Raw genomic sequence first — 23,844 nt, 5'->3', positions numbered from 1 at the left:
TCACCGCGGATCCGGCACCGGCCGAAGGGTTCACGTGTGTGTGGTGAAGGTGGCCATCATCGACATGTCCTCGTGCTCCAGGTTGTGGCAGTGCAGCACGTAGCGGCCGGCGTGGTCGGTGAACCGGACCGCGATCTCGGCGGTCTGCGCGGCCGTCAGATAGAGCGTGTCCTTCCACCCGGCATCGGCGGGCAGCGGTGGACCGCCGTTGCGCGACAGCACCCGGAACTGGTTGAGGTGCAGGTGGATCGGGTGATCGAGATCGGTCACCAGCCGCCAGATCTCCAGGTCGCCGAGGCGCGGCCGGGCGATCGGCTCGAACGGGGAGTAGGGGCGGCCGTTGATCACCCAGCCGTGCGTACTCCCGGCATCGCGGCGACCGAAGCGGAACACCCGGGTGGTCACGGCCGTGCCCGGGTCGGGCGGCGCGGTTCCGGACAGCGTGTCCGGGATCACGGCGGTGTCGGCGACCCGGTCGGTGACCGCGAAACGCATGATCCGCGTGGTGGTTCCGGCGCCGAGGTCGTTGTACACGGTCACCCGGTCCCCCACCGCGCAGCCGCCGAAGTCGACGACGACGTCGTAGCGCTCGCCGGGGGCGATGGTCACCTCATCCAGCCGTTGCGGCCGGTCCAGCAACCCGCCGTCGGAACCGATCTGCACGAAATGCCCGTCACCGTGCGGCATGTCGAGGCGCAGGCGGTACACCCGCGCGTTGGAACCGTTGAGCAGCCGGAGGCGGTATCTCGCGGTGACCACCCGATGCTCGGGCCAGGGCACGCCGTTGACCAGGACGACGTCGCCGAGGGCCCCGCGGGTGAACTTCCCGGTCACCCCGGCGGTGTGCAGCGCCGAGGGGTCGATCGCCGGATATTTCAGCGCCCCGGTGGTGTCGAAGGCGCGGTCGGCCAGCAGCAGTGGCAGATCCCGATCCCCGGCGGGCAGCCCGAGCCGCTGCTCGGACTCGTCGGTGACCAGGTGGAAACCGGCCAGCCCGCGCCAGACCGCGGCGCCGGTGAAATCCATCCGGTGGTCGTGGTACCAGAGCGCGGCGGCGGGCTGTCCCGCCGGATACACGTAATCGCGCTCGCCGATCGCCGTGTGCGCCATGGGGTCCCGGGCCATGCCGGGCATGTCCGGCATGGCCGCCGCCGGGGTCCCGGCCGGGTACAGCAGATCGGTCGGGAAGCCGTCGGATTCCTCGGGCAGATGTCCGCCGTGCAGGTGCACCACCACCGGCACCGGCAGTTCGTTGCGGTGGGTGACGACAGTGCGCCGGTCGCGTGCCGACACCACGGTCGGACCCGGGAAACTGCCGCCGTAGGTCCACATCGGCGTCGAATACCCCGGCAGCACAGCGATATCCGCCGGACGCTGGACGATCCGGTAGTAATCGGTCGTGTCGTCGCGGGCGATCGGCGCGAGCACCGGCGGCAACACCAGCGGCAGGGTGAACGGCTCCGGCAACCGCGCGTCACTGGTCAGATGCTCGCGATCGGCCGGTGTGTCCGCCGACCACTCCCACGCCCCCAGCGCCCCGGCCGCACCCAGCACCGCGGCCCCGCGCAGCACTCCCCGTCGCGACAACCGGCGCCCGGCCCGGATCTGATCGTCGGAGCCGTGCTCACCGAGCGCGTCCGGCCTCGAACTGTTCTCGCGCTGTCCCCCAGGCAGGTCCGGCGGGCTCGCACGGTGACCCTCCCCTGCCGTATCCGCCGCACGGCCGGTCACGCCGCGACTCCGGCGGGCTCCCGCCACGCCTGCACGACCAGTCCGAGGAGGCCGCCGATCAGCAGAACCCCCACCGGCACATGGACGGCGAGGATCGCGCGGAACCCGGTCGTCATCTGGACAGCGGTCAGCACGATGAGGCCCAGGCCCACGAACACCGGTCGTGCCGTGCCGCTGCCGAATCGCCAGGCGAGGGCGAAACAGATTGTCTCGGTGAGTATTCCGACGGCCAGCACGATCGCATTCAACGCGTGCGCATCCAGACCGTCGTAACTGCCGGCGAGCAGTCGCCCGGCGAACACCGCCTGGGCGAATCCGTCCAGCGCGACGACGGCGGTGAGTGCCCGTAGCAGCGATGGCCAGATTCGGGACCCCGCGCGCTCCGCAGTGGTCATACGATCACCCCAATAGTTCAGATTTATGAATAGTTCAGGAGTCTGAACTTGTATGCTGAGCCTGTCAAGACCGGACCGACAGGAGGAGCCAGTGGCCGACGCGGAGGATTTCGCAGAGCTCAGAACGCTGGTACCGCTGCTGTCGGCATATCTGCGGCGCGCGCACGGCGACATGTCGCCGGAGTTGCGGCAGGCGTTCGAATCGGCGGGCCTCGGCCCCCGGCACGGCGCGGTGCTCTCGTTCGTCCTGTCATCGGGCCCGGTCAGCGTGGGTGACCTGGCACGGCAGTTGAATCTGGGCCTCACCAATGCCAGTCAGCTCAGCGGCGACCTGACCCGGGCGGGCTGGTTACGCCGCGAATCGGACGCGGCCGACCACCGCCGCACCCTGCTGACCGTGCCGCCGGAGCGCCGCCCGGCCGTCGCGGACTTCCTCGACCGCCGCTCGACCCCCCTCGCCCGCGCGGTACAACGCCTGACACCGGGCGAACTCGCCGGATTCCGCGCCGGCCTCACCGCCTGGGTCGAGGAGATCGCGGCGATGGAGTGAGACCCGGGCGCTCGAGCGACGTCGAGACGCCGCTCACCGATCGGGCAGCAGGAATCCGGTCGCGGCCAACCTCACCAGCCGCTCGATCAGATCCGGTTGACCCGGAACGTATTCCGCCGCCACGGCGACGCCTGCCGCGAGCGCGAGCAGGTCGCCCGTGGTGACGTCGCCGCGCAGTGCGCCGGATTGCCGGGCGCGGCGGACCAGGGTGTCGATTCCGGCGGTCATCTCCCGGCAGGCGGCGTGCAGGGCCGAGCCCTCGTCGTGGACCGCGGCGAGCACCGAGGTGGGCAGGCCGCGGTAGACCATCGAGCCGGAGGCGAGCTGGGTCAGCCATGCGATCAGGGCGGCGCCGGGGGACGGATCGTCCACCAGGTGACGGGCGGTCTCGCTCAGATCGTGCAGCGCGTCGGCGAACAGCGCCTCCAGCAGCGCCTGCCGGTCCGGGAAGTGCCGGTACAGCGTGCCGATGCCGACCCCGGCCCGGCGCGCGACATCCCGCAGCGAGGCCTCGACGCCGTGTTCGGCGAACACCTCCCGGGCGGTGGTCAGCAGGCGGGCGCGATTGTCCAGGGCGTCGGCCCGGCGCGGGGCGCGGCGCGATTCGGTTGATGCGTCGATGACGGCACACACCTTTCCCGTTGCGTTCCGGAGCGGCGCTCCGTATAGTTCGGAGCACCGCTCCGGATAATTATCGCTCGAGAGGAACCCTATGCCGAAGGACCTTGACGACTGGCACGCGGCCGTCGGTGGCTACGTCACCAGGCCGCGTTTCGAGGAGTACTCGAAGAAGTACGCCGACTATTTCGTGATGACCCGCGAGGACGGAATCCTGGAGTTGCGCATGCACACCGACGGTGGGCCCGCGCAGTTCGGCTTCGCGACCCACAACGCCTGGGGGCAGGCGTGGCAGGAGATCGGCAACGATCCCGACAACGAGGTGCTGATCCTGACCGGCACCGGCGATCAGTGGATCGCCACCGACGGCAGGAAGCCCGCCGATCGGGACCTGAAGGACATCGTGCCGGTGGCCCCGCCGCCGAGCTTCTCCTACGAGCACACCTATTACGACGCCACCAAACTGCTGGAGAACATGGTCTTCGGGATCGACATCCCGACCATCGCCGCGATCAACGGACCCAGCCCGGCACACACCGAATTCGGGTTGCTGTGCGACATCACGCTGGCCGCCGAGCACACGACCATCCTGGACCCGCACTTCCCCACCGGCGTCGCACCCGGTGACGGCCTGCAACTCACCTTGCAGGAAGCCCTGGGCACCAAACGCGCCGCGTACTACCTGTACACCGCCACCCCGATCGATGCCCGGACCGCCCTGGAACTCGGCCTGGTGAACGAGGTGCTGCCATTGGACGGATTGCTGCCGCGCGCCCGGGAGATCGCCGAGGCGATCATGCGCCAGCCCCGCACCGCCCGGCGGTTCACCCACGCCATCGCCCAGCGGCCGTGGAAACGGCGGCTCGTCCAGGACCTCGGCTTCGGACTCGCCCACGAGATGTTCGGCGCCGCCGCCGATCACCGATTCGGGTAACCCCTACACGCTCCCCCGGCGACTGCGGTCACCCGATCGCGGTCACCCGGTGGCCACGCTCACCGGCCGGCCGTAGTCACCCGGCGGCCCGCGCTCACCCGGCGACTGTGGTCACGCGGCAGCCATCGTGGCCCGATGGCCCGCGGCCGGCCAGCGGCTGTGGCCACCCGGCAGTCGCAGCCGCCCGATAGCCCGCGCTCACCCGGTGGCCCGGGTGAGTTCCGCGGCCAGATCGCCGCGCTCGCCGATCACGACGGTGTCCAGCTCCAGCCAGTCCGCCATCGCGCGCAGCGCCGCGGCCAACTCGGCCGCCACGCGTGCTTCGTCGCGGCCGGGTTCGGCGAAGGCGCCGGGGACCAGCAGGCGGCCGGTGCCGCGATCGGCCCGCAGATCGACCCGGGCCACCAGCTCCCCGTCGAGCAGGAACGGGAATACGTAATAGCCGTGCACCCGTTGGGGTTCCGGCGTGTAGATCTCGATGCGGTAGTGGAAGTCGAAGAGCCGTTCGGTGCGCGGGCGGCAGAAGATCAGCGGGTCGAACGGGCACAGCAGGGCCGAGCCGGTGACCGCTCGTGGGGTGCGGGCGCCGGTCCGCAGGTAGGCGGGCCGATCCCAGCCCGTCACCTGCACCGGCTCGAGTTCGCCCGCGTCGACCAGATCGGCGAGGGCGGGCTCGGTCTGCGTCCGTTGCAATCGGTAGTAGTCCCGCAGGTCCGGTTCGGTCGCGATGCCGAGCGCATCGGCCGCATGGGAGACCAACTCCCGCACCGCATCCGGCTCGTCGACCGAGCGGGCGAGCACCTCCGGCGGCAGCACCCGCTCGGTGAGGTCGTAGTACCGCTGGAAGCCGACGCGCTTGTCGACCGACAACTCCCCGGTGGCGAACAGCAATTCGCACACCACCTTGGTGTCGCTGTAGTTCCAGCCCCAATGATCCTTGGACCGTGGACGTTCCAGCTCCAGATGCCGCTCCACCTCACCGGCGGTGCAGGCTCCGAACTCACGGATCACCTCCAGCACATCCTTCGGCAACCGGGGACTGTGCTCCAGCACCCGCTTCGCCCCACCCCACCGCCCGTGCCGGTAGCGATCCATGCGCCAGCGCAGCAGCGGCCAGTCCTCGACCGGCATCAGCGCGGCCTCGTGCGCCCAGTACTCGACCAGCCGCCGCGGCCGGCGGGCATTGTGACTCCAGGCCAGCTCGTCGAGCAGGTCACGGTCGTATCCGCCGATGCGGCTGAAGACCGGCGCATAGTGCGCCCGCACCACCGCTGCCACCGAATCCAGCTGCAACAACCGCGTCCGCTCCAGAACCCGTTGCAGCGCACGGCGATTCGCCGTCGACGGGTGGGCTGCGCCGAAACCCTGCGCCGCGAGTGCGGTGCGCCGGGCTCCGGCGGCGGTCATGGTACGCACCTCAGCACCTTCTCACGAGGCACCGACAAGTTCCGCCGCAGCGGTCACCTCGGCACTCGCACATCGATGGACCCCGTGCCTGCTGCTCGGACTACCGCCCGTGCCCGCACCACTCTGGCAAGACGACCGACGCCGCTCACCGACGCCGCTCACCGGTCGGCGCGAACCGGTCGGCGGCGTAGCGCACCGGCACGCGGTGTCTGGACAGTCGGCAACCCGCACCCCTCGGCCAGCGACTGCAACCGCGCCGACAGCACCTGCACCGGCACGCGGCGTCTAGACAGTCGGCAACCCGCACCCCTGGCAGCGCACGCATCGACGTCGGCGACGATGACCGGTGTCGCCCAGCGACTGCCGCCGATATCGCCCGGTATCCGCTACCTCGGTGTGCGCGCCGCAGCCCGCCCTGCCGCCCGGCCGGAGAAGATGCAGCCGCCGAGGAAGGTGCCCTCCAGGGCGTTGTACCCGTGAACGCCACCGCCGCCGAAACCGGCGACCTCGCCCGCCGCGTACAGGCCCGGGAAGGGCTCGCCGTCGGCGCGGATCACCCGGGAGTCCAGGTCGGTCTGCAAGCCGCCCAACGTCTTCCGCGTGAGGATGTTCAGCCGCACCCCGATCAGCGGGCCGTGCTCCGGGTCCAGGATCCGGTGCGGCGCGACCACCCGGAGCTTCTCGCCGAGGGAGCGGCGGGCGTTGGTGATCGCCATCAGCTGGGCGTCCTTGGAGAACTTGTTGGTGACCTCCCGGTCGCGGGCAACGATCTGGCGCTCGATGTCCGCGAGCTCCAGCTGCGGGCCGCGCGAGATCTTGTTCATCCCCGCGATGAGCTCCGGCAACGAATCGGCGACCACGAAATCGACGCCGTGCTGCTTGAACGCCTCCACCGGACCGGGTGCGCCCTTCGCCACCCGGCTGCGCAGGGTGAACTTGAGGTCCTTGCCGGTGATGTCCGGATTCTGCTCGGAGCCCGACAGCGCGAACTCCTTCTCGATGATCGACTGGTTCAGGATGAACCAGGAGTAGTCGTGACCGGTCGCGAGGATCTCCCGCATCGTCCGGTTCGTGTCGAAACCAGGGAAACACGGTGCCGCCAAACGCTTTCCGTTGGCGTCGAACCACAGCGAGGACGGGCCCGGAATGATCCGGATGGCATGGTCGGGCCAGATCGGATCCCAGTTGTGGATGCCTTCGGTGTAGTGCCACATGCGATCCCGGTTCACGATGCGGCCACCCGCGGCCTCCGTGATGCCGAGCATCCGGCCGTCGACGTGCGCGGGCACGCCGGAGATCAGCGTCTGCGGGCACGGCCCCAGTCGGTCGGTGGGCCAGTTCCGGCGGATCAGATCGTGGTTGTGACCGATGCCGCCGGAGGTCACGATGGTCGCCGGTGCCCGGAATTCGAACTCCCCCACCACCATTCGGGACGACGCCTGCCCGCGCGCCAGATCGGTCGGTTCCAGCACGCCGCCGCGCACCCCGGCCACCACGCCGTCCTCGACGATCAGTTCGTCGACCCGATGCCGGAAGGCGAACTCGACCAGCCCCCGCCGCTCGGCCTCGAGCACCGGTTCCAGGAACACCCGCACCACCTCCGGCCCGGTACCCCAGGTCAGGTGGAAACGCGGCACCGAGTTGCCGTGCCCGTCGGCCGCGCCGCCGCCGCGCTCGGCCCAGCCCACCAGCGGTGTCACCCGCAGGCCCAGATCGTGCAGGTACTGCCGCTTCTCGGTGGCCGCGAACTCGACGTAGGCGCGCGCCCACTGCCGGGCCCAGTGGTCCTCCTCGTCCCGGTCGAATCCGGCCGAACCCTGCCAGTCCTGCCAGGCCAGCTCGAAGGAGTCCTTCACGCCGACCCGTCGCTGTTCCGGGCTGTCCACGAAGAACAGCCCGCCCAGCGACCAGAACGCCTGACCGCCGAGGTTGTTGCGGTTCTCCTGGTCGAGCACGAGCACCTTGCGGCCGGCCCGGCTCAGCTCGTAGGTCGCGACCAGACCGGCCAGGCCGGCTCCGACGACGACGACATCCGGCTGCAACGACGGAGCCACGGATCCTCCTCCATACGGGGACGAACGGATACATTCGTGTATCGAATGCTTGTCAACGTAGCAGACCCACCCGGCGCTCGTAGTCGGCGGCGAGTTCCCGCAGCGCCGCGGCACAGTCGCCGGTATAGCTCGGGCCGTGCATGATCGCCAGCGTCGTGGGCCCGAGTTGGGCCAGCCCGTACAGTGCCGCCGGCACCGCGGGCCCGAGGGAGGTCGCGTGGAAGACGTCCTCGGCGCAGCTCGCGGGCCCGACGACATCCGCGTCGGTCAGCGCCGGGCCGGGACCGACCTGGGTCATGAAATCGCCGCACAGCAGGACGCCCGTCGTCTCCTCGTAGAGCACCCTCGACTCCCAGTTGTGTGGGGCGTGCGGTGTGTCGACGTGCCGGACCCGATGACCGCCGAGGTCGATGACCTCGCCGTCGGCGAGGCGCCGCGGCGGCCGGTCGGCCAGATCGTCCAGCGACACCCGACAGCCGAGTTCACCGTGCGCCACCTGCGCCTGCGGAGCCGCCGCCAGGAACAGGTTCATCGCGCCGGACTCGTCGGCCTCGACATGCCCGAAGGTGATCCACCGCAACTGCTCGACCGGCAGCACCCGGGCGATCTGCTCCGTCACGGCGGAGAACAACCAGCGCATCCCGCAGTGGAACAGCAGCGGCTCCGCACCGGTGATCAGGAACTGGTTATACGTGAAGCCGGTCGGCCCGACCCCGGAGACGAAGGTCGAGATCCGATAGATGCCGTCGGCGATTTCGTCCGTGCGGATATCCATGGGGAACCTCCCTCTGGCGCCGGGCGACCACAGACTCCGGTGAAGGCGAGGCGAATGGTCACCGCCGGATGTTGCCCCTGTCACACCGTACTCGTCGCGGGCGGCCCGGGGCACCCCCGCCCGGACCCGCTCAGCCCACTCCGTGCGCGCGCAGCGCCTGCGTGAGGGCATCCCGGCGTTCACCGGTGGGCAACGGGTCGACGAGGGCGAACTTGCAGCCGAATTCGGTTGCCACACCGTCATTCTCGGGGCTGTCGCCGACCATCAGCACCGATTCCGGGGCGACCCCGAGCCGATCGAAGGTCCAGTCGAAGATGCCGCGATCCGGCTTCATCGAACCGATCTCGAAGGACAGCGCGAAGGCGGCGATGTACCGCTCCCAGCCGTGCGCGGTGAGGGCGGGGCGCAGATCGAAGGCGATATTGCTCACCACCACGGCCGGAATCCGTTGGGTATCCAGATGTTTCAGCACCGCACCGGTATCCGGATAGGGTGTCCACGCCAGCGGGTCGACCAGCCGGGAGTACAACCGGCCCGCCTGCGGCCCCGTCACCCCCGACTGCCGCAGCACCTCGCGGTACGCCTGCTCGTGCAGCGCCGGGTCCAGATCGCGATGGTCCCAGGCGTACTGCGCACGGGCGTCGAACCGCAATGTCTGCGTGGGATGGGTCAGGTGCCGCAGCAGCTCCGCCGATTGCTGCGGCGGGAACGGCTCACCACTGTCGGATACCAGGTCCTCGGTCCAGGTCTCGTCCGGCTCCAACCGGTACAGCGTCCCCGAGAAATCGAACAACACCGCCTCGATGGTCACCGGGTCAGCCTACCCGCCACCACCGACAGGGCCGCCGGCACCGACGCCACCCATCAGCTTGTCTGAGGAGTTTGCTACCGTGTGGACATGGCCGACTCCCCCATCCTCCAGGTCGACGGCGTCGATTTCGTGCGCAACGGCACTCCGATCCTCAGCGAGATCGCGCTGACGGTCCGGCCGGGTGAGCACTGGGCGCTGCTCGGTCCGAACGGCGCGGGGAAGACCACGCTGCTGAAGATGGTCGGCGCCTACGAGCATCCGACGCGGGGCGCGGTCGAGGTGCTCGGCCACCGGCTCGGCCGGGTCGACATGCGTGAATTGCGCACGGCCATCGGCCATGTCGATCCGAGGCATAATCCGCCTTATCCGCTCACCGCCCACGAGGTGGTGCTCACCGGCCTCACCAACACACCCGATCTGAAGCAGCGCTGGAGTCCGACCGCCGCCGACATCGCCGAGGCGGACCGGTTGATCGACCTGCTCGGTCTCGCGCACCGCCGCGACGCCCGCTGGCCCACCATGTCCCAGGGCGAACGCGGCCGGGCGCTGATCGCCCGCGCCCTGATGCCGCGCCCGCGCCTGCTGCTGCTCGACGAGCCGGCCACCGGCCTGGACGTCGGCGGCCGGGAGCAGCTGATCGACCGCATCGATCGCTTGCAGACCGCCCACCCGGAACTGGCCTCGATCCTGGTCACCCATCACCTGGAGGAACTGCCCCCGGGCACCACCCACGCCATGCTGCTGCGCCAAGGCCGCACCGTCGCCCGCGGCCCGGTCGACGAGGTCCTCACCAGCGACCACATCAGCCACTGCTTCGACCACCCGATCCGCCTCACCCGCACCGACGGCCGCTGGCAGGTCCGCAGCCGCGGCGACAGCGTCGACGCCCGGGTCTGATCCGGCCCTCCAGTGGTTCCCTGACCCAGTGACAGCAGAACACCGTCTAATATTCCCTTGAACGTATATACTGGAACACGTATATTAGACTCGTGGCAGCCGACCTCTTCACCGTCGTCGCCGAACCGCAGCGGCGGCGGATCCTCGATCAGTTGCGCGGTGGCGATGCCACCGTGGGCGAGTTGGTCGATCGGCTCGCGCTGCCGCAGCCGACGGTCTCGAAGCACCTGAAGATCCTGCGCGAGGCGGGCTTCGTCACCTGCGAGGTCGCGGCACAGAAACGGATCTATCGCCTGTCGCCGGGGCCGTTCGAACAGCTCGACGGCTGGTTGCAGCCGTATCTGCGGCTGTGGAACCAGCATCTGGACGCGCTCGGGCGGCATCTCTCCCGGAAGGATCGGCCGACATGACCACACACCCGTATCGTCCCGGCCCGTTGCAGCAGGTCGATCTCGTCGAGGAGGGCGGGCGATGGTCGCTCGTCTTCATCCGGGAGTTCCCGCAGGGACCGGCAGCGGTGTGGTCGGCGCTGACCGAACCGGACGAACTGCGCGAGTGGGCGCCTTATACGGCAGACCGGTCGCTGGCCACCGTCGGACCCGTCACGCTGATCACGACCGACGGCACACGCCAGGAACTCGCCGGTACGGTCGGGGTGGCCGAGCCGCCTCGGCTGCTCGAATTCACCTGGGGCACAGACCGGCTGCGGTGGGAGTTGGACGAGCAGGGCACCGGCACCCGGCTGCGGCTGACCCATCGTCTGCCCGACCACGCGGTCGCCGGGATGATGGCCGCCGGCTGGCATCTGTGCCTGGACGTGGCCGCTGCACTGCTCGACGGCACTCCGGTCGGGCCGATCGTCGGCGCCACGGCCATGGACCACGGCTGGCCGGAGTTGAACGAGCAGTACTCGCGGCAGCTCGGGGTCGAACCGATGCAGCCGCCGCTCGACCGGTAACCACGCTCAGTCGTCCGAATCCGCCGGAATGTTCGTGACCACGGGGAAATCACCCGGATATCCCTCCCGCTCCCGGGTGATCGCCAGCACCCGGCGCCGCGCCGCGAACCACCCGCCGATCAGCGCCGGGACGATGATCAGCAGACTCGCGACGGTCCAGGTGCCGACCGGATGGTCGAAGGCCATCAGCACCAGCACCACCGCCAGGAACACCAGCGTCGCGATACCGGTGTAGGGGGCGCCGAACATCCGGAACGCGGGCCGCTGCATCTCGCCGCGGCGCCATCGCGACCACAGCCGCAGCTGGCACAGCACGATCGTCGCCCACGAGGCCAGGATTCCCAGCGACGCCACGTTCAGCACGATCTCGAACGCCCGCGCCGGCACCAGATAGTTCAGCCAGATACCGAACAACGCGATCACGCTGGTGAGCAGGATGCCGCCGTAGGGCACACCGCGACCGTTCATCACGCCGGTGAACCGCGGCGCGCTGCCGTTCATCGACATCGACCGCAGGATCCGCCCGGTCGAGTAGAGCCCGGCGTTCAAACTGGACAGCGCGGCGGTCAGCACCACGAAATTCATCACCGAACCGGCATGTCCCACACCGAGTTTCGAGAAGAAGGTGACGAACGGACTGACCGACGCCGAATAGGCGGTGTAGGGCAGCAGCAGGGCCAGCAGCACCAGCGACCCGACGTAGAACACGGCGATGCGGACGATCACCGAATTGATCGCGCGGGGCATGATCCGCTGCGGATCGGCCGTCTCACCCGCGGCCGTGCCCACCATTTCCACTGCGGCATAGGCGAATACGACACCCGAGGTGACCGTGACCAGCGGCAGGACGCCGGTCGGGAACAGTCCGCCGGAATCGGCGACCATCCCGAAGCCGGTGCTCATGTCCTGGATCCGGAAGCGCCCGGCCAGGAACACCGTGCCGACGAGCAGGAAGGCCACCAGCGCCACCACCTTCACCAGCGCCGCCCAGAACTCCAGCTCACCGAACCACTTGACCGAGATCAGGTTCACGCTCAGCACCACGCACAGCGCGATCAACGCCAGCAGCCACTGCGCCACCGGCCGGAACGCGGCCCAGTAGTGCAGATAGGTCGCGATCGCCGTGGTGTCGACGATGCCGGTCATCGACCAGTTCAGGAAGTACATCCAGCCGGCCACGAAAGCCGCCTTCTCCCCGTAGAACTCGCGTGCGTAGGACACGAACGACCCGGACGACGGCCGGTGCAGCACCAGTTCGCCGAGGGCGCGCAGGATGAAGAACACGAATATGCCGCAGACCGCGTACACCACGAACAATCCGGGACCGGCCTGCGCCAGGCGGCCGCCGGCGCCGAGGAACAGGCCCGTGCCGATCGCGCCGCCGATGGCGATCATCTGGAGTTGCCGCGGCTGGAGGCTCTTGTGGTAGCCGCTGTCCTCGCTGTCGAGATAGCTGTTGCGCCGCACATCAGTCATCGCGTCGGATCCTTCGCCTCGCCGGGTGAGCGCGTGCGCGCCCGGAATCGCCGATCAGTAACCGCACTTCACGAGCTTCGAACCACATCGCCGAACCGACCGGGCCATCGCACCTCCGGGCCACCGCACCGCGGCCACCGGACGACCCCGTGGCCGTTGTGCCATCGCACAACGGACCGTGTCACCGGACAGTGGCGGCGCCATCTCCGTCGACCACCACCCCATCGAATGTACTGGCAGGGGGTGACAATCCGAGTGGTTCGCTCGGAAAGATCCGTGCGAACACTGTGAACGGCGACGTTTCGCTCCGAAGCACCGTTTACCACTGCCGGGGGGCGGCTACAGTCCCTGCATGCGCCGCCCTCGACAGCTCTGGTCCGGCGCAACCGTCGCGGTGTTGCTGACCGCGGGGTTGCTGACCGGGTGTTCCCCGTCCTCCTCCGACAATTCGGCCGACGCGGCGCGGACATGTGCCCAGACGCCCAACGGAACCCCGGTCGCACCCGGTGGGCCCACCGCGAGCGGCGGGAACATCGCCACCAACCCCGAGATCGCCACCGGATATCGCAGCAACATGACCCCGGTCCGCACCCGGACCTTCGCCGCCTCCACCGCCAATCCGCTGTCCACCGAGGCCGCCTGCAAGGTGCTCGCCGCCGGTGGCACCGCCGCCGACGCACTGGTCGCCGCGCAGATGGTGCTGGGCCTGGTCGAACCGCAGGCCTCGGGTATCGGCGGCGGCGCCTTCCTGCTCTACTACGACGCGGACCGCAAGGCCGTCGACGCCTACGACGGCCGCGAGATCGCGCCCGCCGCGGCCACCGAGAACTATCTGCGCTGGGTCAGCGACACCGATCGCACACTGCCGCAACCGAATGCGCGTGCCAGCGGCCGGTCGATCGGGGTGCCCGGAGTGCTGCGGCTGCTGGAGTCCGTGCACGCCGACCACGGCAGACAGCAGTGGAAGGACCTGTTCACCCCAGCAATCACGATGGCCGATCAAGGCTTCTCGATCAGCCCGCGGATGTCGAGCCAGATCGCCGATTCCGCGCATGATCTGGCCCGCGACGACAATGCCAGGGCCTACTTCCTGCAACCCGACGGGACCGCGAAACCGGCGGGCACGACACTCACCAATCCGGCCATGGCCAAGACGCTCGGCGCGATCGCGACCGACGGACCGAAGGCCTTCTACACCGGCGCGATCGCCCAGGACATCGTCGACACCACCGCCACCACCGCCGGCGGCCGCACCCCCGGTCAGATCACGCTCGCCGACCTGGCCGGATATCAGGCGAAGAAGCGCACCGCGGTCTGCACGGACTACCGGACCCACGAGATCTGCGGTATGCCCAGCCCGTCCTCCGGCGGCATCACCGTCGGCGCGACGCTCGGCATCCTGTCGAACTTCGACCTGTCGGCGCTGCCGCCGGACCACCTCGATCGCAACGGCGGCAAGCCGAAAGCCCGTGCGGTGCATCTGATCTCCGAGGCCGAGCGGCTGGCCTACGCCGATCGCGACAAGTACGTGGCCGACACCGATTTCGTGCCGCTGCCGGGCAATTCCCCGAATACGCTGCTGAACCCGGACTATCTGAAGAAGCGTGCCGCGCTGATCGATCCCGATCACAGCATGGGGACCGCCCAGCCCGGTGATTTCGGGCCGGTTCCGGTCGGCGCCGGTCCGCAGCAGCCCGAGCACGGCACCAGCCATCTGTCGATCGTCGACGAGTACGGCAACGCCGCCAGCATGACCACCACCGTCGAATCGGCATTCGGATCGTTCCACATCGTGGACGGATTCGTGCTCAACAATCAGCTCACCGACTTCGCCGCCACCCCGCAGGCCCCCGACGGCACACCGGTGGCCAACCGGATCCAGGGCGGGAAACGGCCGCGCAGTTCCATGAGCCCGACGCTGGTGTTCGATCGCAATCCGGACGGCTCACGCGGGCAGCTGTCGTACGTGACCGGGTCCCCGGGCGGTGCGGTGATCATCCAGTTCGTGGTGAAAACCCTGGTGGGCCTGCTGGATTGGAATCTCGACCCACAACAGGCGGTATCCCAGGTCGACTTCGGCGCGAGCAACACACCGGTCACCGGCCTCGGTGGTGAGCACCCCGCGATCGACGCCACCGCCAACGGCGACCACGACCCGCTCGTGCAGCAGTTGCGCGCGATGGGCCACCAGGTCTCCGTCGATCAGCAGTCCAGCGGGCTCAGCGCCCTGAAACGCGAGAGCGACGGCTGGATCGGCGGCGCGGACCCGCGCCGCGAGGGCGCCGTCATGGGCGATACGAAGTAGCCGACGCGGCCGGACGCTCCGGCCGCGTCGCGCGAACGATCAGTGCCCTTGTGCGGCGGTGTATTTCGCGCCGAGCTCACGGAAGCGGTCCAGCGCGAGGGCCGCCCGCTCGCCGTCGTTGGCGCGGATCGCCAGCATCGGCGCGTACTCGTCACCGGCGAGTTCCAGCCGGGCCCAGGCCTTCTTGTCCGGGAACGACACCCCGCGGATGTCCTTCCACTGGAACTCGCTGTCGCCGAACGCATTACGCACCACGACCCCCTCGGCCCCGACCTGGACCCGGGGACGGGTCAGCAACAGCACCCCACCCGCGAGCAGCCAACCGAAGAGGATGACCGCGATCTGGTCGGCGGCACGGAAGTTCACCCCGGTGCTGCTGTGCGCCGACAGCACACCGGCGACGGTGAACACGATCGCGATCGCCGCCGCGACGATGCGGGAGGTCAGTACCGAGCGATGCGGGCGGATCTCCAGGTCCCACCGGGGTGCGGCGGCCGGCTCCGCCGCTTCGCCGGGCCCTCGCTTCCAGATCCGAACCACGGGCGGCATCGGCTCACACCACCTGACGCAGTGCCCGCAGGGTCAGCGCCGCATCCAGCGCGGCGGCGCACGCCTGCTCGCCCTTGTCCTCGGCCGAGTCGGGCAGTCCGGCCCGATCCAGCGCCTGATGCTCGGTGTTCACCGTCAGCACGCCGTTGGTGACCGGGGTGCTCTCGTCCAGCGACACCCGGGTCAGCCCGGTGGTCACCGCATCGCACACGTACTCGAAATGCGGTGTCTCGCCGCGGATCACCACACCGAGCGCGACCACCGCGTCATGGCTGCGGGCCAGGGCCTGCGCGACCACCGGCAGCTCCATCGCGCCCGCGCAGCGGACGATGGTGATCTGCTCGACACCGGCCTGCCGGGCCACCCGCTCGGCGTTCGCCAGCAGGGTGTCGCAGATCGTGGCGTGCCAGCGCGACGCGACGATGCCCAGGCGCAGGTCCCGGGCCTCCTCGAGCGTGAATTCCGGTACTCCCGCACCGCTCACGGACGTTCGCCTTTCTGTTCGGAAGACTGGTGCCTCGCTACGCTCGCGCTCACTGCGCGGTCTCGCCGAGATCCAGATCGTCGAGGCCGACCAGGTCGTGACCCATGCGGTCACGCTTGGTACGCAGGTAGCGGAGGTTCTCGGCATTGGCGCGCACCGGCATCGGCACGCGCTCGGTCACGCTCAGACCATAGCCGTCCAGGCCGACCCGCTTGGCCGGATTGTTGGTGAGCAGCCGCATCGAACGGATGCCCAGGTCCACCAGGATCTGGGCGCCGGTGCCGTAGTCGCGCGCGTCGGCGGGCAGTCCGAGTTCGATGTTGGCGTCGACGGTGTCGTGGCCGGAATCCTGGAGCTGGTACGCCTGCAACTTGTGCATCAGACCGATGCCGCGGCCCTCGTGACCACGCATGTACAGCACCACGCCGCGGCCTTCCTGGGCGACCATCTCCAGAGCGGCGTGCAGCTGAGGGCCGCAATCGCAGCGCAGCGAGCCGAACACATCGCCGGTGAGGCATTCCGAGTGCACCCGGACCAGCACGTTCTCGCCGCCGTCGACACCGAGATCACCGAGCACCAGGGCCACGTGCTCGATCTCGTCGTAGATGCTCTTGTAGCCGACCGCCCGGAACTCGCCGTAGCCGGTCGGGATGCGGGCCTCCGCGATGCGCTCGATCTGCTTCTCGTGCCGGCGGCGCCAGGCGATCATGTCGGCGATCGAGACCAGTGCCAGCTCGTGCTCGTCGGCGAAGACCCGCAGCTCCTCGGTGCGGGCCATGTCGCCCTCGTTCTTCTGGCTGACGATCTCGCAGATCACGCCGGCCGGATGCAGTCCGGCCAGGCGGGCCAGATCCACGGCGGCCTCGGTGTGACCGGGCCGGCGCAGCACGCCGCCGTCCTTCGCGCGCAGCGGGACGACGTGGCCCGGGCGGGTGAAGTCCTGCGGCTGGGCGTCCGGATCGGCCAGCAGTCGCATGGTGGTGGCGCGGTCGGCGCCGGAGATACCGGTGGTGACGCCCTCGCGGGCATCCACCGACACGGTGTAGGCGGTGCCGTGCTTGTCCTGATTGATGCCGTACATGGGCGGCAGGCCGAGCCGATCGCAGTCCGAACCCAGCAGCGGCACGCAGATGTACCCGGAGGTGTAGCGGATCATGAAGGCGACCAGCTCGGGAGTGGCCTTCTCGGCGGCGAAGATGAGGTCGCCCTCGTTCTCCCGGCCCTCGTCGTCGACCACGACGACCGGCTTACCGGCCGCGATGTCGGCGACTGCACGCTCGATGCTGTCGAACCTGGTCACGTCTGCTGTGCTCCATCTTCCATTCGGTGGCCCCTCAACACTACGGCGTGTCGCCCGGGGCACGGTTGCCGCCCGTGCCTGGTTTTCGTCACACCGGCGGCCTCGTCGTCGTGCCGCGCTCAGCCGCGCTGTGTGAGCCGCTCGACGTATTTGGCGATGATGTCGGTCTCCAGGTTCACGGTGGCGCCGACGGATGCGGCACCGAGGGTGGTGAGCTCGCGGGTGGTGGGGATCAGCGAGACCTCGAACCAGTCGCCGGTCGCCGCGTCGGCGCCGAGGCCGGAAACGGTCAGGGAGATGCCGTCGACGGTGATCGAGCCCTTCTCGACGACGTAACGAGCCAGGCTGTCGGGCAGCGAGATCCGGACCACCTCCCAGTTCTCCTGCGGATCACGGGAGACGATGGCGCCGGTACCGTCGACGTGGCCCTGCACGATGTGCCCGCCGAGCCGGCTGTTCACGGCCGCTGCGCGTTCCAGATTCACCTGCGCGCCCACGTCGAGACCGCCGATCCCGGAGCGGTTCAGCGTCTCCCCCATCACGTCGGTGGTGAAGCTGTCGCCGTCGACCACGTCGACCACGGTGAGGCAGACCCCGTTGACCGCGATCGAGTCGCCGTGCCCGGCATCGGAGGTGACCAGTTTGCCGCGGATGGTGAGCCGGGCCGCGTCGGCCAGCCGCTCGACCGCGACGATCTCGCCGAGCTCTTCGACAATGCCTGTGAACATGTCCGCTTCTCCTGTCACCCGATGCCCGTGCCGCCCGCGCCGACGCGTTCCACCTGCGCCAACGACCCGGACCGCCGACGCTATTCCCGCGCCGTTACACCGACCGTAACGACCGCGGCACGTCGCGCGAGTGTCGCCCGCCGGTGAGTGGGACCGTACTCGCCCGGGCGGACACCCAGACCGGCGACCCGGAACCGTGCCGCGAAACGGGAAGCAGGCATCTTCTCGCCCTGTAGCCAGAAATACACTCGTGTGATTTGCCGGGATTTCCTACTGGCGTTCCGGATTTACCGGATTATTCGGACCGGAAAGAATCGAACATTCGGTTTTCGCTAATTCACCGTCGAATTTCCGCCGACGGATGCGCAGGCGAACATCTGGTGATACCCACTCGGCGACGCACCCACACCCGACGCTTGCGCCCGGCACGAAGTGGACGCAATATTGTTATGGAGTTGATTCCCGGTGGTGAAAATTCCGAAAAGCCACAACAACAGATGGGGGTTACGGCGTTGACCACGCTGCTCGATTCGATACTCGAAGTTCGTTGCGTCCAGTACCGTCGCGAATTTCATCTGCCCGCATCGATCGACCCGGGGTCGCGTCACATCCTGCTGGACGTCGGCGGTCCCTACGGTGCCATCACCATGCCCGCGGACCTCGGGGAACGGGTGCGGGACAAGCTGTCCCAGGCCGATCTGACCGGGCCCGTGATCCATCACCCGCGCGCCCGGCGCTGGACCTTCATCACCAGCGCCTGCCGTCCGGACACACTCACCAAATCCGTTTCCGCCGAACTGTTCCGGCTCTACGCGACCGTCGCCTGCGCCGGCAGCCAGGTGGTGCTCCCGTCCGCCGACGACGAACGCACCGGTTACCGCACCTGGGTGCAGACGCCCGGAAACGCCGACCGGGTGCCGCCGCTGGTCGCCGTCATCGAGGCCACCCGCGCCGCCGGTGGCCGCCGCATCGCGCGGCGCTGATCCACACGACACCGATCCACACGACGCTGATCCACACGACGCTGATCCACACGACGCTGATCCACACGACGCTGATCCACACGACGCTGATCCACACGACACCGATACGCACGGCATCGATGCGCGAGAGGCCACCGGGAGCCCGCTAGTGCGCCGCCTCCGTGGCTCCGGCGTCCGCCGCCATCCGGCGCAACTTCGCCACCGTGGCCGCGCGATCGGGGGTGCCGTACACCGCGGACCCCGCGACGAAGCAATCGACGCCCGCCTCGGCCGCCTGCTCGATGGTGTCCATGTTGATGCCACCGTCGATCTCGACGATCAGCCGCAACTCGCCGGCATCGACCAACCGGCGCACGATCCGCGCCTTCTCCAGCACCTCCGCGATGAACGACTGCCCACCGAAACCCGGTTCGACGCTCATCACCAGCAGGGTGTCGAACTCGCGCAGGATCTCCAGATACGGCTCGATCGGGGTACCCGGCTTGACCGACAGGCCGGCCTTCGCACCCGCGGCCCGGATATCGCGGGCCACCGCGATCGGGTCGTCGGTGGCCTCCGCGTGGAAGGTCACATTGTGGGCGCCGGCCTCCGCATACGGTGGCGCCCACCGTGCCGGATCGTCGATCATGAGATGGCAGTCCAGCGGAATGTCGGTGACCTTCAGCAGGCTCTGCACGACGGGCAGGCCCAGCGTCAGATTCGGCACGAAGTGGTTGTCCATCACGTCGACATGCACCCAGTCCGCGCCTTCGACGGCCTGCATCTCGTCGGCGAGCCGGGCGAAATCGGCGGACAGAATGGACGGGGCGATCATCGGCGACGGACGATGGAAGCGCGAGTGAGGCAAGGACACAGCGCGAAGTGTACTGGCAGGCCGCAAATCTACGACAACCCGATTGTCGCCGCCATTATTGGGTAGCCTTCTCAGGGTGATCAACATTTCGGCGGAACAGGGGTTGCGCGGCACCCCGGTGGAGATCGGCGTCGCTGCCACCGTGTCACAGTTGCCCATCGTGCGCGGGCTCGCCGAAACACTCGTCCTGCTCAGCGATTTCACACTCGACGAGGTGGCCGACATCCGGCTCGCGGTGGACGAGGCGTGCTCCACCCTGATCGCGGTGGCCGCCCCGGACACCACTCTCCAGTGCCGCTTCACCGTCGGCGACAAGGATCTACTGGTGCGCGTCGCCGGTGTCGCCGGTGCGGAGGGGCTGCCCGATCCGCGCAGCTTCGGCTGGCATGTGTTGCGGACCCTGACCGACGAGGTCGCGGCCACCCAGGACCCTTACGATGCCGCGGTCTCCGGGTACCCGACGACCGTGGAATTCCGGCGGGTCCGGGGGAAGGCGTAGTGGCCGGGGAAGACACCGCGTTCGAACCCGCCCCCGGCACGGCCCCGAGTGAACAGACCGAGTTCGACGCGCAGGCAGACTCGGCCGATGCCGAGGTGGAACCCTCGGCGGAGGCGGACGAGGCCACCGACGAGAGCGAGATCGACGAGGTCGCCGCGGCGGTCACCGAATACGACGATGTCACAGCCCTGTTCGAGGAATTGGCCGCGGCCGCCGGCAACCCGCAGCGCCGTGCCAAGGTGCGCAACGAACTGATCCGCCGGTGCATCCCGCTGGCCGACCACATCGCTCGCAAATTCTCCGGCCGCGGTGAGCCGTTCGACGATCTCACGCAGGTGGCGCGGGTCGGCCTGGTGCACGCGGTCGACCGCTTCGACCTCTCGCGCGGATCCAACTTCCTGTCCTTCGCGGTGCCGACCATCATGGGCGAGGTGCGGCGGTACTTCCGCGACAACACCTGGGCGATGCGAGTACCGCGGCGGATCAAGGAAACACATCTGCGCATCGGCTCCGCGGTCGACGCGCTGTCGCAGAGTCTGGGCCGCTCCCCCACCGCCAAGGAGATCGCCGCCGAACTCGGCATCGATGCCGACGAGGTGACCCAGGCCGTGATCGCCGGCAACGCCTATCAGCCCAGCTCGATCGACGCCGTCTCCACCGGGCGCGATACCGAGGCGTCGCTGCTGGACACGTTGGGCGAGGAGGAATCCCAGTTCGACCGGGTCGAGGAATACGTGGCCATCCGGCCGCTGCTGGCCGGGCTGCCCGAACGGGAACGCCGCATCCTCACCATGCGCTTCTTCGAGTCCATGACCCAGACCCAGATCGCCGCGCAGATGGGCATCTCGCAGATGCACGTCTCGCGCATCCTGGCCAAGACGCTGGCCCGATTACGGGAGCAGTCCGCTCGGGAGTAACCGACCGCGGGCTGCCCCCGGCCACCATGACAGACTGGAGCCACTGTCGGTGAGTGAAGGGACCCGGTGTGAAGCAGTTGCCGTTCGAATCGCTGTATCGGCACGGATTCGCACGCGTGGCACTCGCCGTGCCGTCGATCCGGGTCGCCGACCCGGCCTTCAACGCGGAGCAGACCCTGCAACTGGCCCGGCGTGCCGCCGACGACGGCGCGGTGCTGACCGTATTCCCGGAGCTCGGGCTGTCCAGCTACACCGCCGACGATCTGTTCCATCAGGACGCGCTGGACGACGCGGTCCAGGCCGCGCTGGAACGGGTGATCGTCGAAAGTGCCGAGATCGATTCGGTGTTGCTGGTGGGCGCGCCGGTACGGGCCCAGGGCCGATTGTTCAACTGCGCCATCGCGATCGATCGCGGCACGGTGCTCGGCGCCACGCCGAAGAGCTATCTGCCCAACTATCGCGAGTTCTACGAGAAGCGGCAGTTCGCGGCCGCCCGCGAGGCGCTCGACGACCACATCACGATCGCCGGGCAGCGGGTGCCGTTCGGTACCGATCTGCTGTTCGAGGCGACCAATGTCGAGGGGCTGGTCTTCCATCTGGAGATCTGCGAGGACGGCTGGGTTCCGGTGACGCCCAGCGCTTTCGCGGCGCTGGCCGGGGCGACGGTGCTGGTGAACCTGTCGGCGAGCAATATCGTCGTCGGCAAGGCCGACTACCGGCGGCAGCTGTGTTCCTCGCATTCGGCGCGATTCGTCGCCGCCTACCTGTATTCCGCTGCGGGACACGGGGAATCGACCACCGACCTGGCGTGGGACGGGCATGCCCTGGTGTGCGAGAACGGCGACATCGTCGCCGAGGGCGATCGGTTCGCGGACCATCCGCAGCTGGTCACCGCCGATCTCGACCTGCGCCGGCTCGCCGCCGACCGGCTGCGGATGACCAGTTTCGCCGACAACGTGCACGACCATCGCGACCGGCTGACCCGGCTGCGGCGCATCGCGGTCGAACTGCCGGTGCCGGCCGGGCCGGTGCCGCTGCGCCGCGAGATCCCGCGCTTCCCTTATGTTCCCGCCAATCCGGCGGTACGCAACGAGCGCTGCGCCGAGGTGCACCACATCCAGGTCGAGGGCCTGAGCACCCGGCTGGCGGCCACCGGGTCCAAGCGGCTGGTGATCGGCGTCTCCGGCGGTCTGGACTCCACGCTGGCGCTGATCGTGGCGGTCAAGACGATGGACCGGCTGGGGCTGCCGCGGGCGAACGTGCTGGCCTACACCATGCCCGGCTTCGCCACCAGCAAGCGCACCCTCAACGACGCGCACCAGCTGATGCGGGCGCTGGGGGTGTCGGCGCACGAGATCGACATCCGGCCCTCGGCCACCCAGATGCTGCGCGATCTGGAACATCCGGCCGCCGATGGCGCGCCGCAGTACGACATCGCCTACGAGAACGTGCAGGCCGGTGAGCGCACCTCGCACCTGTTCCGGCTGGCCAATCAGCACGACGCGATCGTGATCGGCACCGGCGACCTCAGCGAATTGGCGCTGGGCTGGTGCACATTCGGCGTCGGCGATCACATGGCGCACTACAGCGTCAACGCGTCGGTGCCGAAGACCCTGATCAAATATCTGATCGCCTGGACCATCGACACCGGCGAACTGGGTGCGGAGGCCGGGGCGGTGCTCTCCTCCATCCTCACCACCGAGATCTCACCCGAGCTGATCCCCGCCGCCGACGGTGACGACGACGCGCCCGGCCAGAGTTCGGAGGCGACGGTCGGCCCGTACGAATTGCAGGACTTCCACCTGTATTTCCTGCTCCGCTTCGGCTACCTGCCCAGCCGCATCGCCTATCTCGCGCAACACGCCTGGTCGGACCGCAGCCGCGGCCGGTGGCCGGATCTGATCCCGGTCACGGACCGGCACGAGTACGACCTGCCGACGATCAAGCACTGGCTGGCCCAGTTCCTCCGGCGATTCGTGCAGACCAGTCAGTTCAAGCGGTCGACCCTGCCGAACGCGCCGAAGGTCGGCTCCGGCGGTTCGCTGTCGCCGCGCGGTGATTGGCGCGCCCCCAGCGATGCGGTGGCCACCGCCTGGCTGAACGAACTGGAGCGCAACGTCCCCGACCGCTAGTTCACGGCGACCGGCTGCCCGCCCGTCATCGCCACCAGCTGCGTGAAGGTGGTGGCGAACACGGTGTGCGGGTGGCCGGCGGCGGCCCAGACCTCCGGGTGGCCGGCGAGGGTCTCGTCGACCAGCGTGCGAATCGGCGCCGGATGACCCACGGGCGCGACACCGCCGATCGCCTGACCGGTGTGCGTACGCACGAAAGCGGGCTTGGCACGGGCGATGTCGCCGGTTCCGAGCCGCTGCGCGAGCTTGCCGGTGTCGACCCGGTGCGCACCGCTGGTGAGCACCAGCAGCGGCGCGCCGTCCACCTCGAAGATCAGGCTGTTCGCGATGGCCGCTACCGGGCAGCCCAGTTGCTCGGCCGCGGCGGCGGCCGTCGGCGCGGTCTCCGGCAGGACCCGCACCCGCGGTTCGATACCGGCGCCGCGCAGCGCCTCGGTGACCGCGACAACAGTGGGATGGCGGGCGATGTCGTCCATGCCGCGATCGTA

Annotated in this window: 24 protein-coding genes; 10 read left to right on the top strand and 14 right to left on the bottom strand. The window is 69.0% G+C overall.

What is annotated here, in order from left to right; all coding sequences use genetic code 11:
* Positions 1-30 precede the first annotated feature (30 nt).
* Positions 31-1,731, bottom strand: coding sequence for a multicopper oxidase family protein (locus tag LBW94_RS02785; RefSeq protein WP_225056454.1), 1,701 nt, complete (start codon positions 1,729-1,731; stop codon positions 31-33).
* The gene (locus LBW94_RS02780) at positions 1,728-2,126 is read right to left on the bottom strand and encodes a hypothetical protein (RefSeq protein ID WP_225056455.1); all 399 of its coding nucleotides are present in this window, start codon (positions 2,124-2,126) and stop codon (positions 1,728-1,730) included. Before LBW94_RS02780 ends, LBW94_RS02785 begins: the two co-directional genes overlap by 4 nt.
* 91 nt (positions 2,127-2,217) lie before the next feature.
* Between LBW94_RS02780 and LBW94_RS02775 the strand changes: the two genes are divergently transcribed.
* Entirely contained in the window at positions 2,218-2,676 is a 459-nt protein-coding gene (locus LBW94_RS02775) for a MarR family winged helix-turn-helix transcriptional regulator (protein WP_225056456.1), read from the top strand.
* A gap of 33 nt (positions 2,677-2,709) precedes the next feature.
* Here the strand turns inward: LBW94_RS02775 and LBW94_RS02770 are convergent, their stop codons facing one another.
* Positions 2,710-3,309 carry a TetR/AcrR family transcriptional regulator gene (locus tag LBW94_RS02770; protein WP_225056457.1) on the bottom strand — a complete coding sequence of 200 codons (600 nt, stop codon included), beginning with the start codon at positions 3,307-3,309 and terminating at the stop codon, positions 2,710-2,712.
* A 79-nt stretch (positions 3,310-3,388) separates the two neighbouring features.
* Between LBW94_RS02770 and LBW94_RS02765 the strand changes: the two genes are divergently transcribed.
* Positions 3,389-4,228 (top strand): enoyl-CoA hydratase/isomerase family protein, encoded by an 840-nt coding sequence (locus LBW94_RS02765; protein ID WP_225056458.1) that lies wholly within the window; start codon positions 3,389-3,391, stop codon positions 4,226-4,228.
* A gap of 198 nt (positions 4,229-4,426) precedes the next feature.
* Here the strand turns inward: LBW94_RS02765 and LBW94_RS02760 are convergent, their stop codons facing one another.
* The 4 genes from LBW94_RS02760 to LBW94_RS02745 all read right to left on the bottom strand — a co-directional run bounded on the left by LBW94_RS02760 (position 4,427) and on the right by LBW94_RS02745 (position 9,275).
* Complete coding sequence (locus LBW94_RS02760; protein ID WP_225056459.1) at positions 4,427-5,644, bottom strand: winged helix-turn-helix domain-containing protein; 1,218 nt, start codon at positions 5,642-5,644, stop codon at positions 4,427-4,429.
* 377 nt (positions 5,645-6,021) lie between these two features.
* Positions 6,022-7,689, bottom strand: coding sequence for an FAD-binding dehydrogenase (locus LBW94_RS02755; RefSeq protein ID WP_225056460.1), 1,668 nt, complete (start codon positions 7,687-7,689; stop codon positions 6,022-6,024).
* Positions 7,690-7,741: 52 nt separating this feature from the next.
* A complete protein-coding gene (locus LBW94_RS02750) occupies positions 7,742-8,464 on the bottom strand; it encodes an MBL fold metallo-hydrolase (RefSeq protein WP_225056461.1) in 723 nt (240 codons plus the stop codon).
* A 130-nt stretch (positions 8,465-8,594) separates the two neighbouring features.
* A complete protein-coding gene (locus tag LBW94_RS02745) occupies positions 8,595-9,275 on the bottom strand; it encodes an HAD family hydrolase (RefSeq protein WP_225056462.1) in 681 nt (226 codons plus the stop codon).
* Between the two features lie 87 nt (positions 9,276-9,362).
* Here LBW94_RS02745 and LBW94_RS02740 point away from each other — a divergent pair, with 87 nt between their 5' ends.
* The 3 genes from LBW94_RS02740 to LBW94_RS02730 all read left to right on the top strand — a co-directional run bounded on the left by LBW94_RS02740 (position 9,363) and on the right by LBW94_RS02730 (position 11,130).
* Positions 9,363-10,172, top strand: coding sequence for an ABC transporter ATP-binding protein (locus LBW94_RS02740; protein ID WP_225056463.1), 810 nt, complete (start codon positions 9,363-9,365; stop codon positions 10,170-10,172).
* A 92-nt stretch (positions 10,173-10,264) separates the two neighbouring features.
* A complete protein-coding gene (locus LBW94_RS02735) occupies positions 10,265-10,582 on the top strand; it encodes an ArsR/SmtB family transcription factor (protein ID WP_225056464.1) in 318 nt (105 codons plus the stop codon).
* On the top strand, positions 10,579-11,130 hold the full coding sequence (locus tag LBW94_RS02730; protein WP_225056465.1) for an SRPBCC family protein: 552 nt from the start codon (positions 10,579-10,581) through the stop codon (positions 11,128-11,130). The genes LBW94_RS02735 and LBW94_RS02730 overlap by 4 nt, the downstream gene beginning before the upstream one ends.
* A 6-nt stretch (positions 11,131-11,136) precedes the next feature.
* Here the strand turns inward: LBW94_RS02730 and LBW94_RS02725 are convergent, their stop codons facing one another.
* Positions 11,137-12,606, bottom strand: coding sequence for an amino acid permease (locus LBW94_RS02725; protein WP_225056466.1), 1,470 nt, complete (start codon positions 12,604-12,606; stop codon positions 11,137-11,139).
* A gap of 352 nt (positions 12,607-12,958) precedes the next feature.
* Between LBW94_RS02725 and ggt the strand changes: the two genes are divergently transcribed.
* Positions 12,959-14,911 (top strand): gamma-glutamyltransferase, encoded by a 1,953-nt coding sequence (gene ggt, locus LBW94_RS02720; protein WP_225056467.1) that lies wholly within the window; start codon positions 12,959-12,961, stop codon positions 14,909-14,911.
* A gap of 39 nt (positions 14,912-14,950) precedes the next feature.
* Here the strand turns inward: ggt and LBW94_RS02715 are convergent, their stop codons facing one another.
* The 4 genes from LBW94_RS02715 to LBW94_RS02700 all read right to left on the bottom strand — a co-directional run bounded on the left by LBW94_RS02715 (position 14,951) and on the right by LBW94_RS02700 (position 17,972).
* Positions 14,951-15,460 carry a PH domain-containing protein gene (locus LBW94_RS02715; RefSeq protein WP_225056468.1) on the bottom strand — a complete coding sequence of 170 codons (510 nt, stop codon included), beginning with the start codon at positions 15,458-15,460 and terminating at the stop codon, positions 14,951-14,953.
* Between the two features lie 4 nt (positions 15,461-15,464).
* Positions 15,465-15,944 carry a 6,7-dimethyl-8-ribityllumazine synthase gene (gene ribH, locus LBW94_RS02710; RefSeq protein WP_225056469.1) on the bottom strand — a complete coding sequence of 160 codons (480 nt, stop codon included), beginning with the start codon at positions 15,942-15,944 and terminating at the stop codon, positions 15,465-15,467.
* A gap of 49 nt (positions 15,945-15,993) precedes the next feature.
* Positions 15,994-17,244 carry a bifunctional 3,4-dihydroxy-2-butanone-4-phosphate synthase/GTP cyclohydrolase II gene (locus LBW94_RS02705; RefSeq protein WP_225056471.1) on the bottom strand — a complete coding sequence of 417 codons (1,251 nt, stop codon included), beginning with the start codon at positions 17,242-17,244 and terminating at the stop codon, positions 15,994-15,996.
* A 119-nt stretch (positions 17,245-17,363) separates the two neighbouring features.
* Positions 17,364-17,972: a riboflavin synthase gene (locus LBW94_RS02700; RefSeq protein ID WP_225056473.1), complete on the bottom strand. Its 609-nt coding sequence runs from the start codon at positions 17,970-17,972 to the stop codon at positions 17,364-17,366.
* A 512-nt stretch (positions 17,973-18,484) separates the two neighbouring features.
* On the opposite strand from LBW94_RS02700, the gene LBW94_RS02695 reads away from it, so the two are divergent.
* The gene (locus LBW94_RS02695) at positions 18,485-18,955 is read left to right on the top strand and encodes a hypothetical protein (protein ID WP_225056474.1); all 471 of its coding nucleotides are present in this window, start codon (positions 18,485-18,487) and stop codon (positions 18,953-18,955) included.
* 145 nt (positions 18,956-19,100) lie between these two features.
* On the opposite strand, the gene rpe is transcribed toward LBW94_RS02695, so the two are convergent.
* Entirely contained in the window at positions 19,101-19,769 is a 669-nt protein-coding gene (gene rpe / locus LBW94_RS02690; protein ID WP_225056669.1) for a ribulose-phosphate 3-epimerase, read from the bottom strand.
* A gap of 115 nt (positions 19,770-19,884) precedes the next feature.
* Between rpe and LBW94_RS02685 the strand changes: the two genes are divergently transcribed.
* From LBW94_RS02685 to LBW94_RS02675, 3 genes are read left to right on the top strand one after another with little or no spacing between them, the layout of a single operon-like run.
* Positions 19,885-20,307 carry an ATP-binding protein gene (locus LBW94_RS02685; RefSeq protein ID WP_225056476.1) on the top strand — a complete coding sequence of 141 codons (423 nt, stop codon included), beginning with the start codon at positions 19,885-19,887 and terminating at the stop codon, positions 20,305-20,307.
* A complete protein-coding gene (locus tag LBW94_RS02680; RefSeq protein ID WP_416276843.1) occupies positions 20,307-21,224 on the top strand; it encodes an RNA polymerase sigma factor SigF in 918 nt (305 codons plus the stop codon). The genes LBW94_RS02685 and LBW94_RS02680 overlap by 1 nt, the downstream gene beginning before the upstream one ends.
* Positions 21,225-21,277: 53 nt before the next feature.
* The gene (locus tag LBW94_RS02675; RefSeq protein WP_225056479.1) at positions 21,278-23,356 is read left to right on the top strand and encodes an NAD(+) synthase; all 2,079 of its coding nucleotides are present in this window, start codon (positions 21,278-21,280) and stop codon (positions 23,354-23,356) included.
* Here LBW94_RS02675 and LBW94_RS02670 read toward each other — a convergent pair.
* Positions 23,353-23,832 (bottom strand): YbaK/EbsC family protein, encoded by a 480-nt coding sequence (locus tag LBW94_RS02670; RefSeq protein WP_225056480.1) that lies wholly within the window; start codon positions 23,830-23,832, stop codon positions 23,353-23,355. The two genes, LBW94_RS02675 and LBW94_RS02670, sit on opposite strands and share 4 nt — an antisense overlap.
* Positions 23,833-23,844: the final 12 nt, after the last annotated feature.

Source organism: Nocardia sp. alder85J (assembly GCF_020176955.2).
Lineage (GTDB): Bacteria > Actinomycetota > Actinomycetes > Mycobacteriales > Mycobacteriaceae > Nocardia.
Note: the sequence above shows the minus strand (reverse complement) of the source record. Positions and strands in the feature narration are given on the sequence as shown.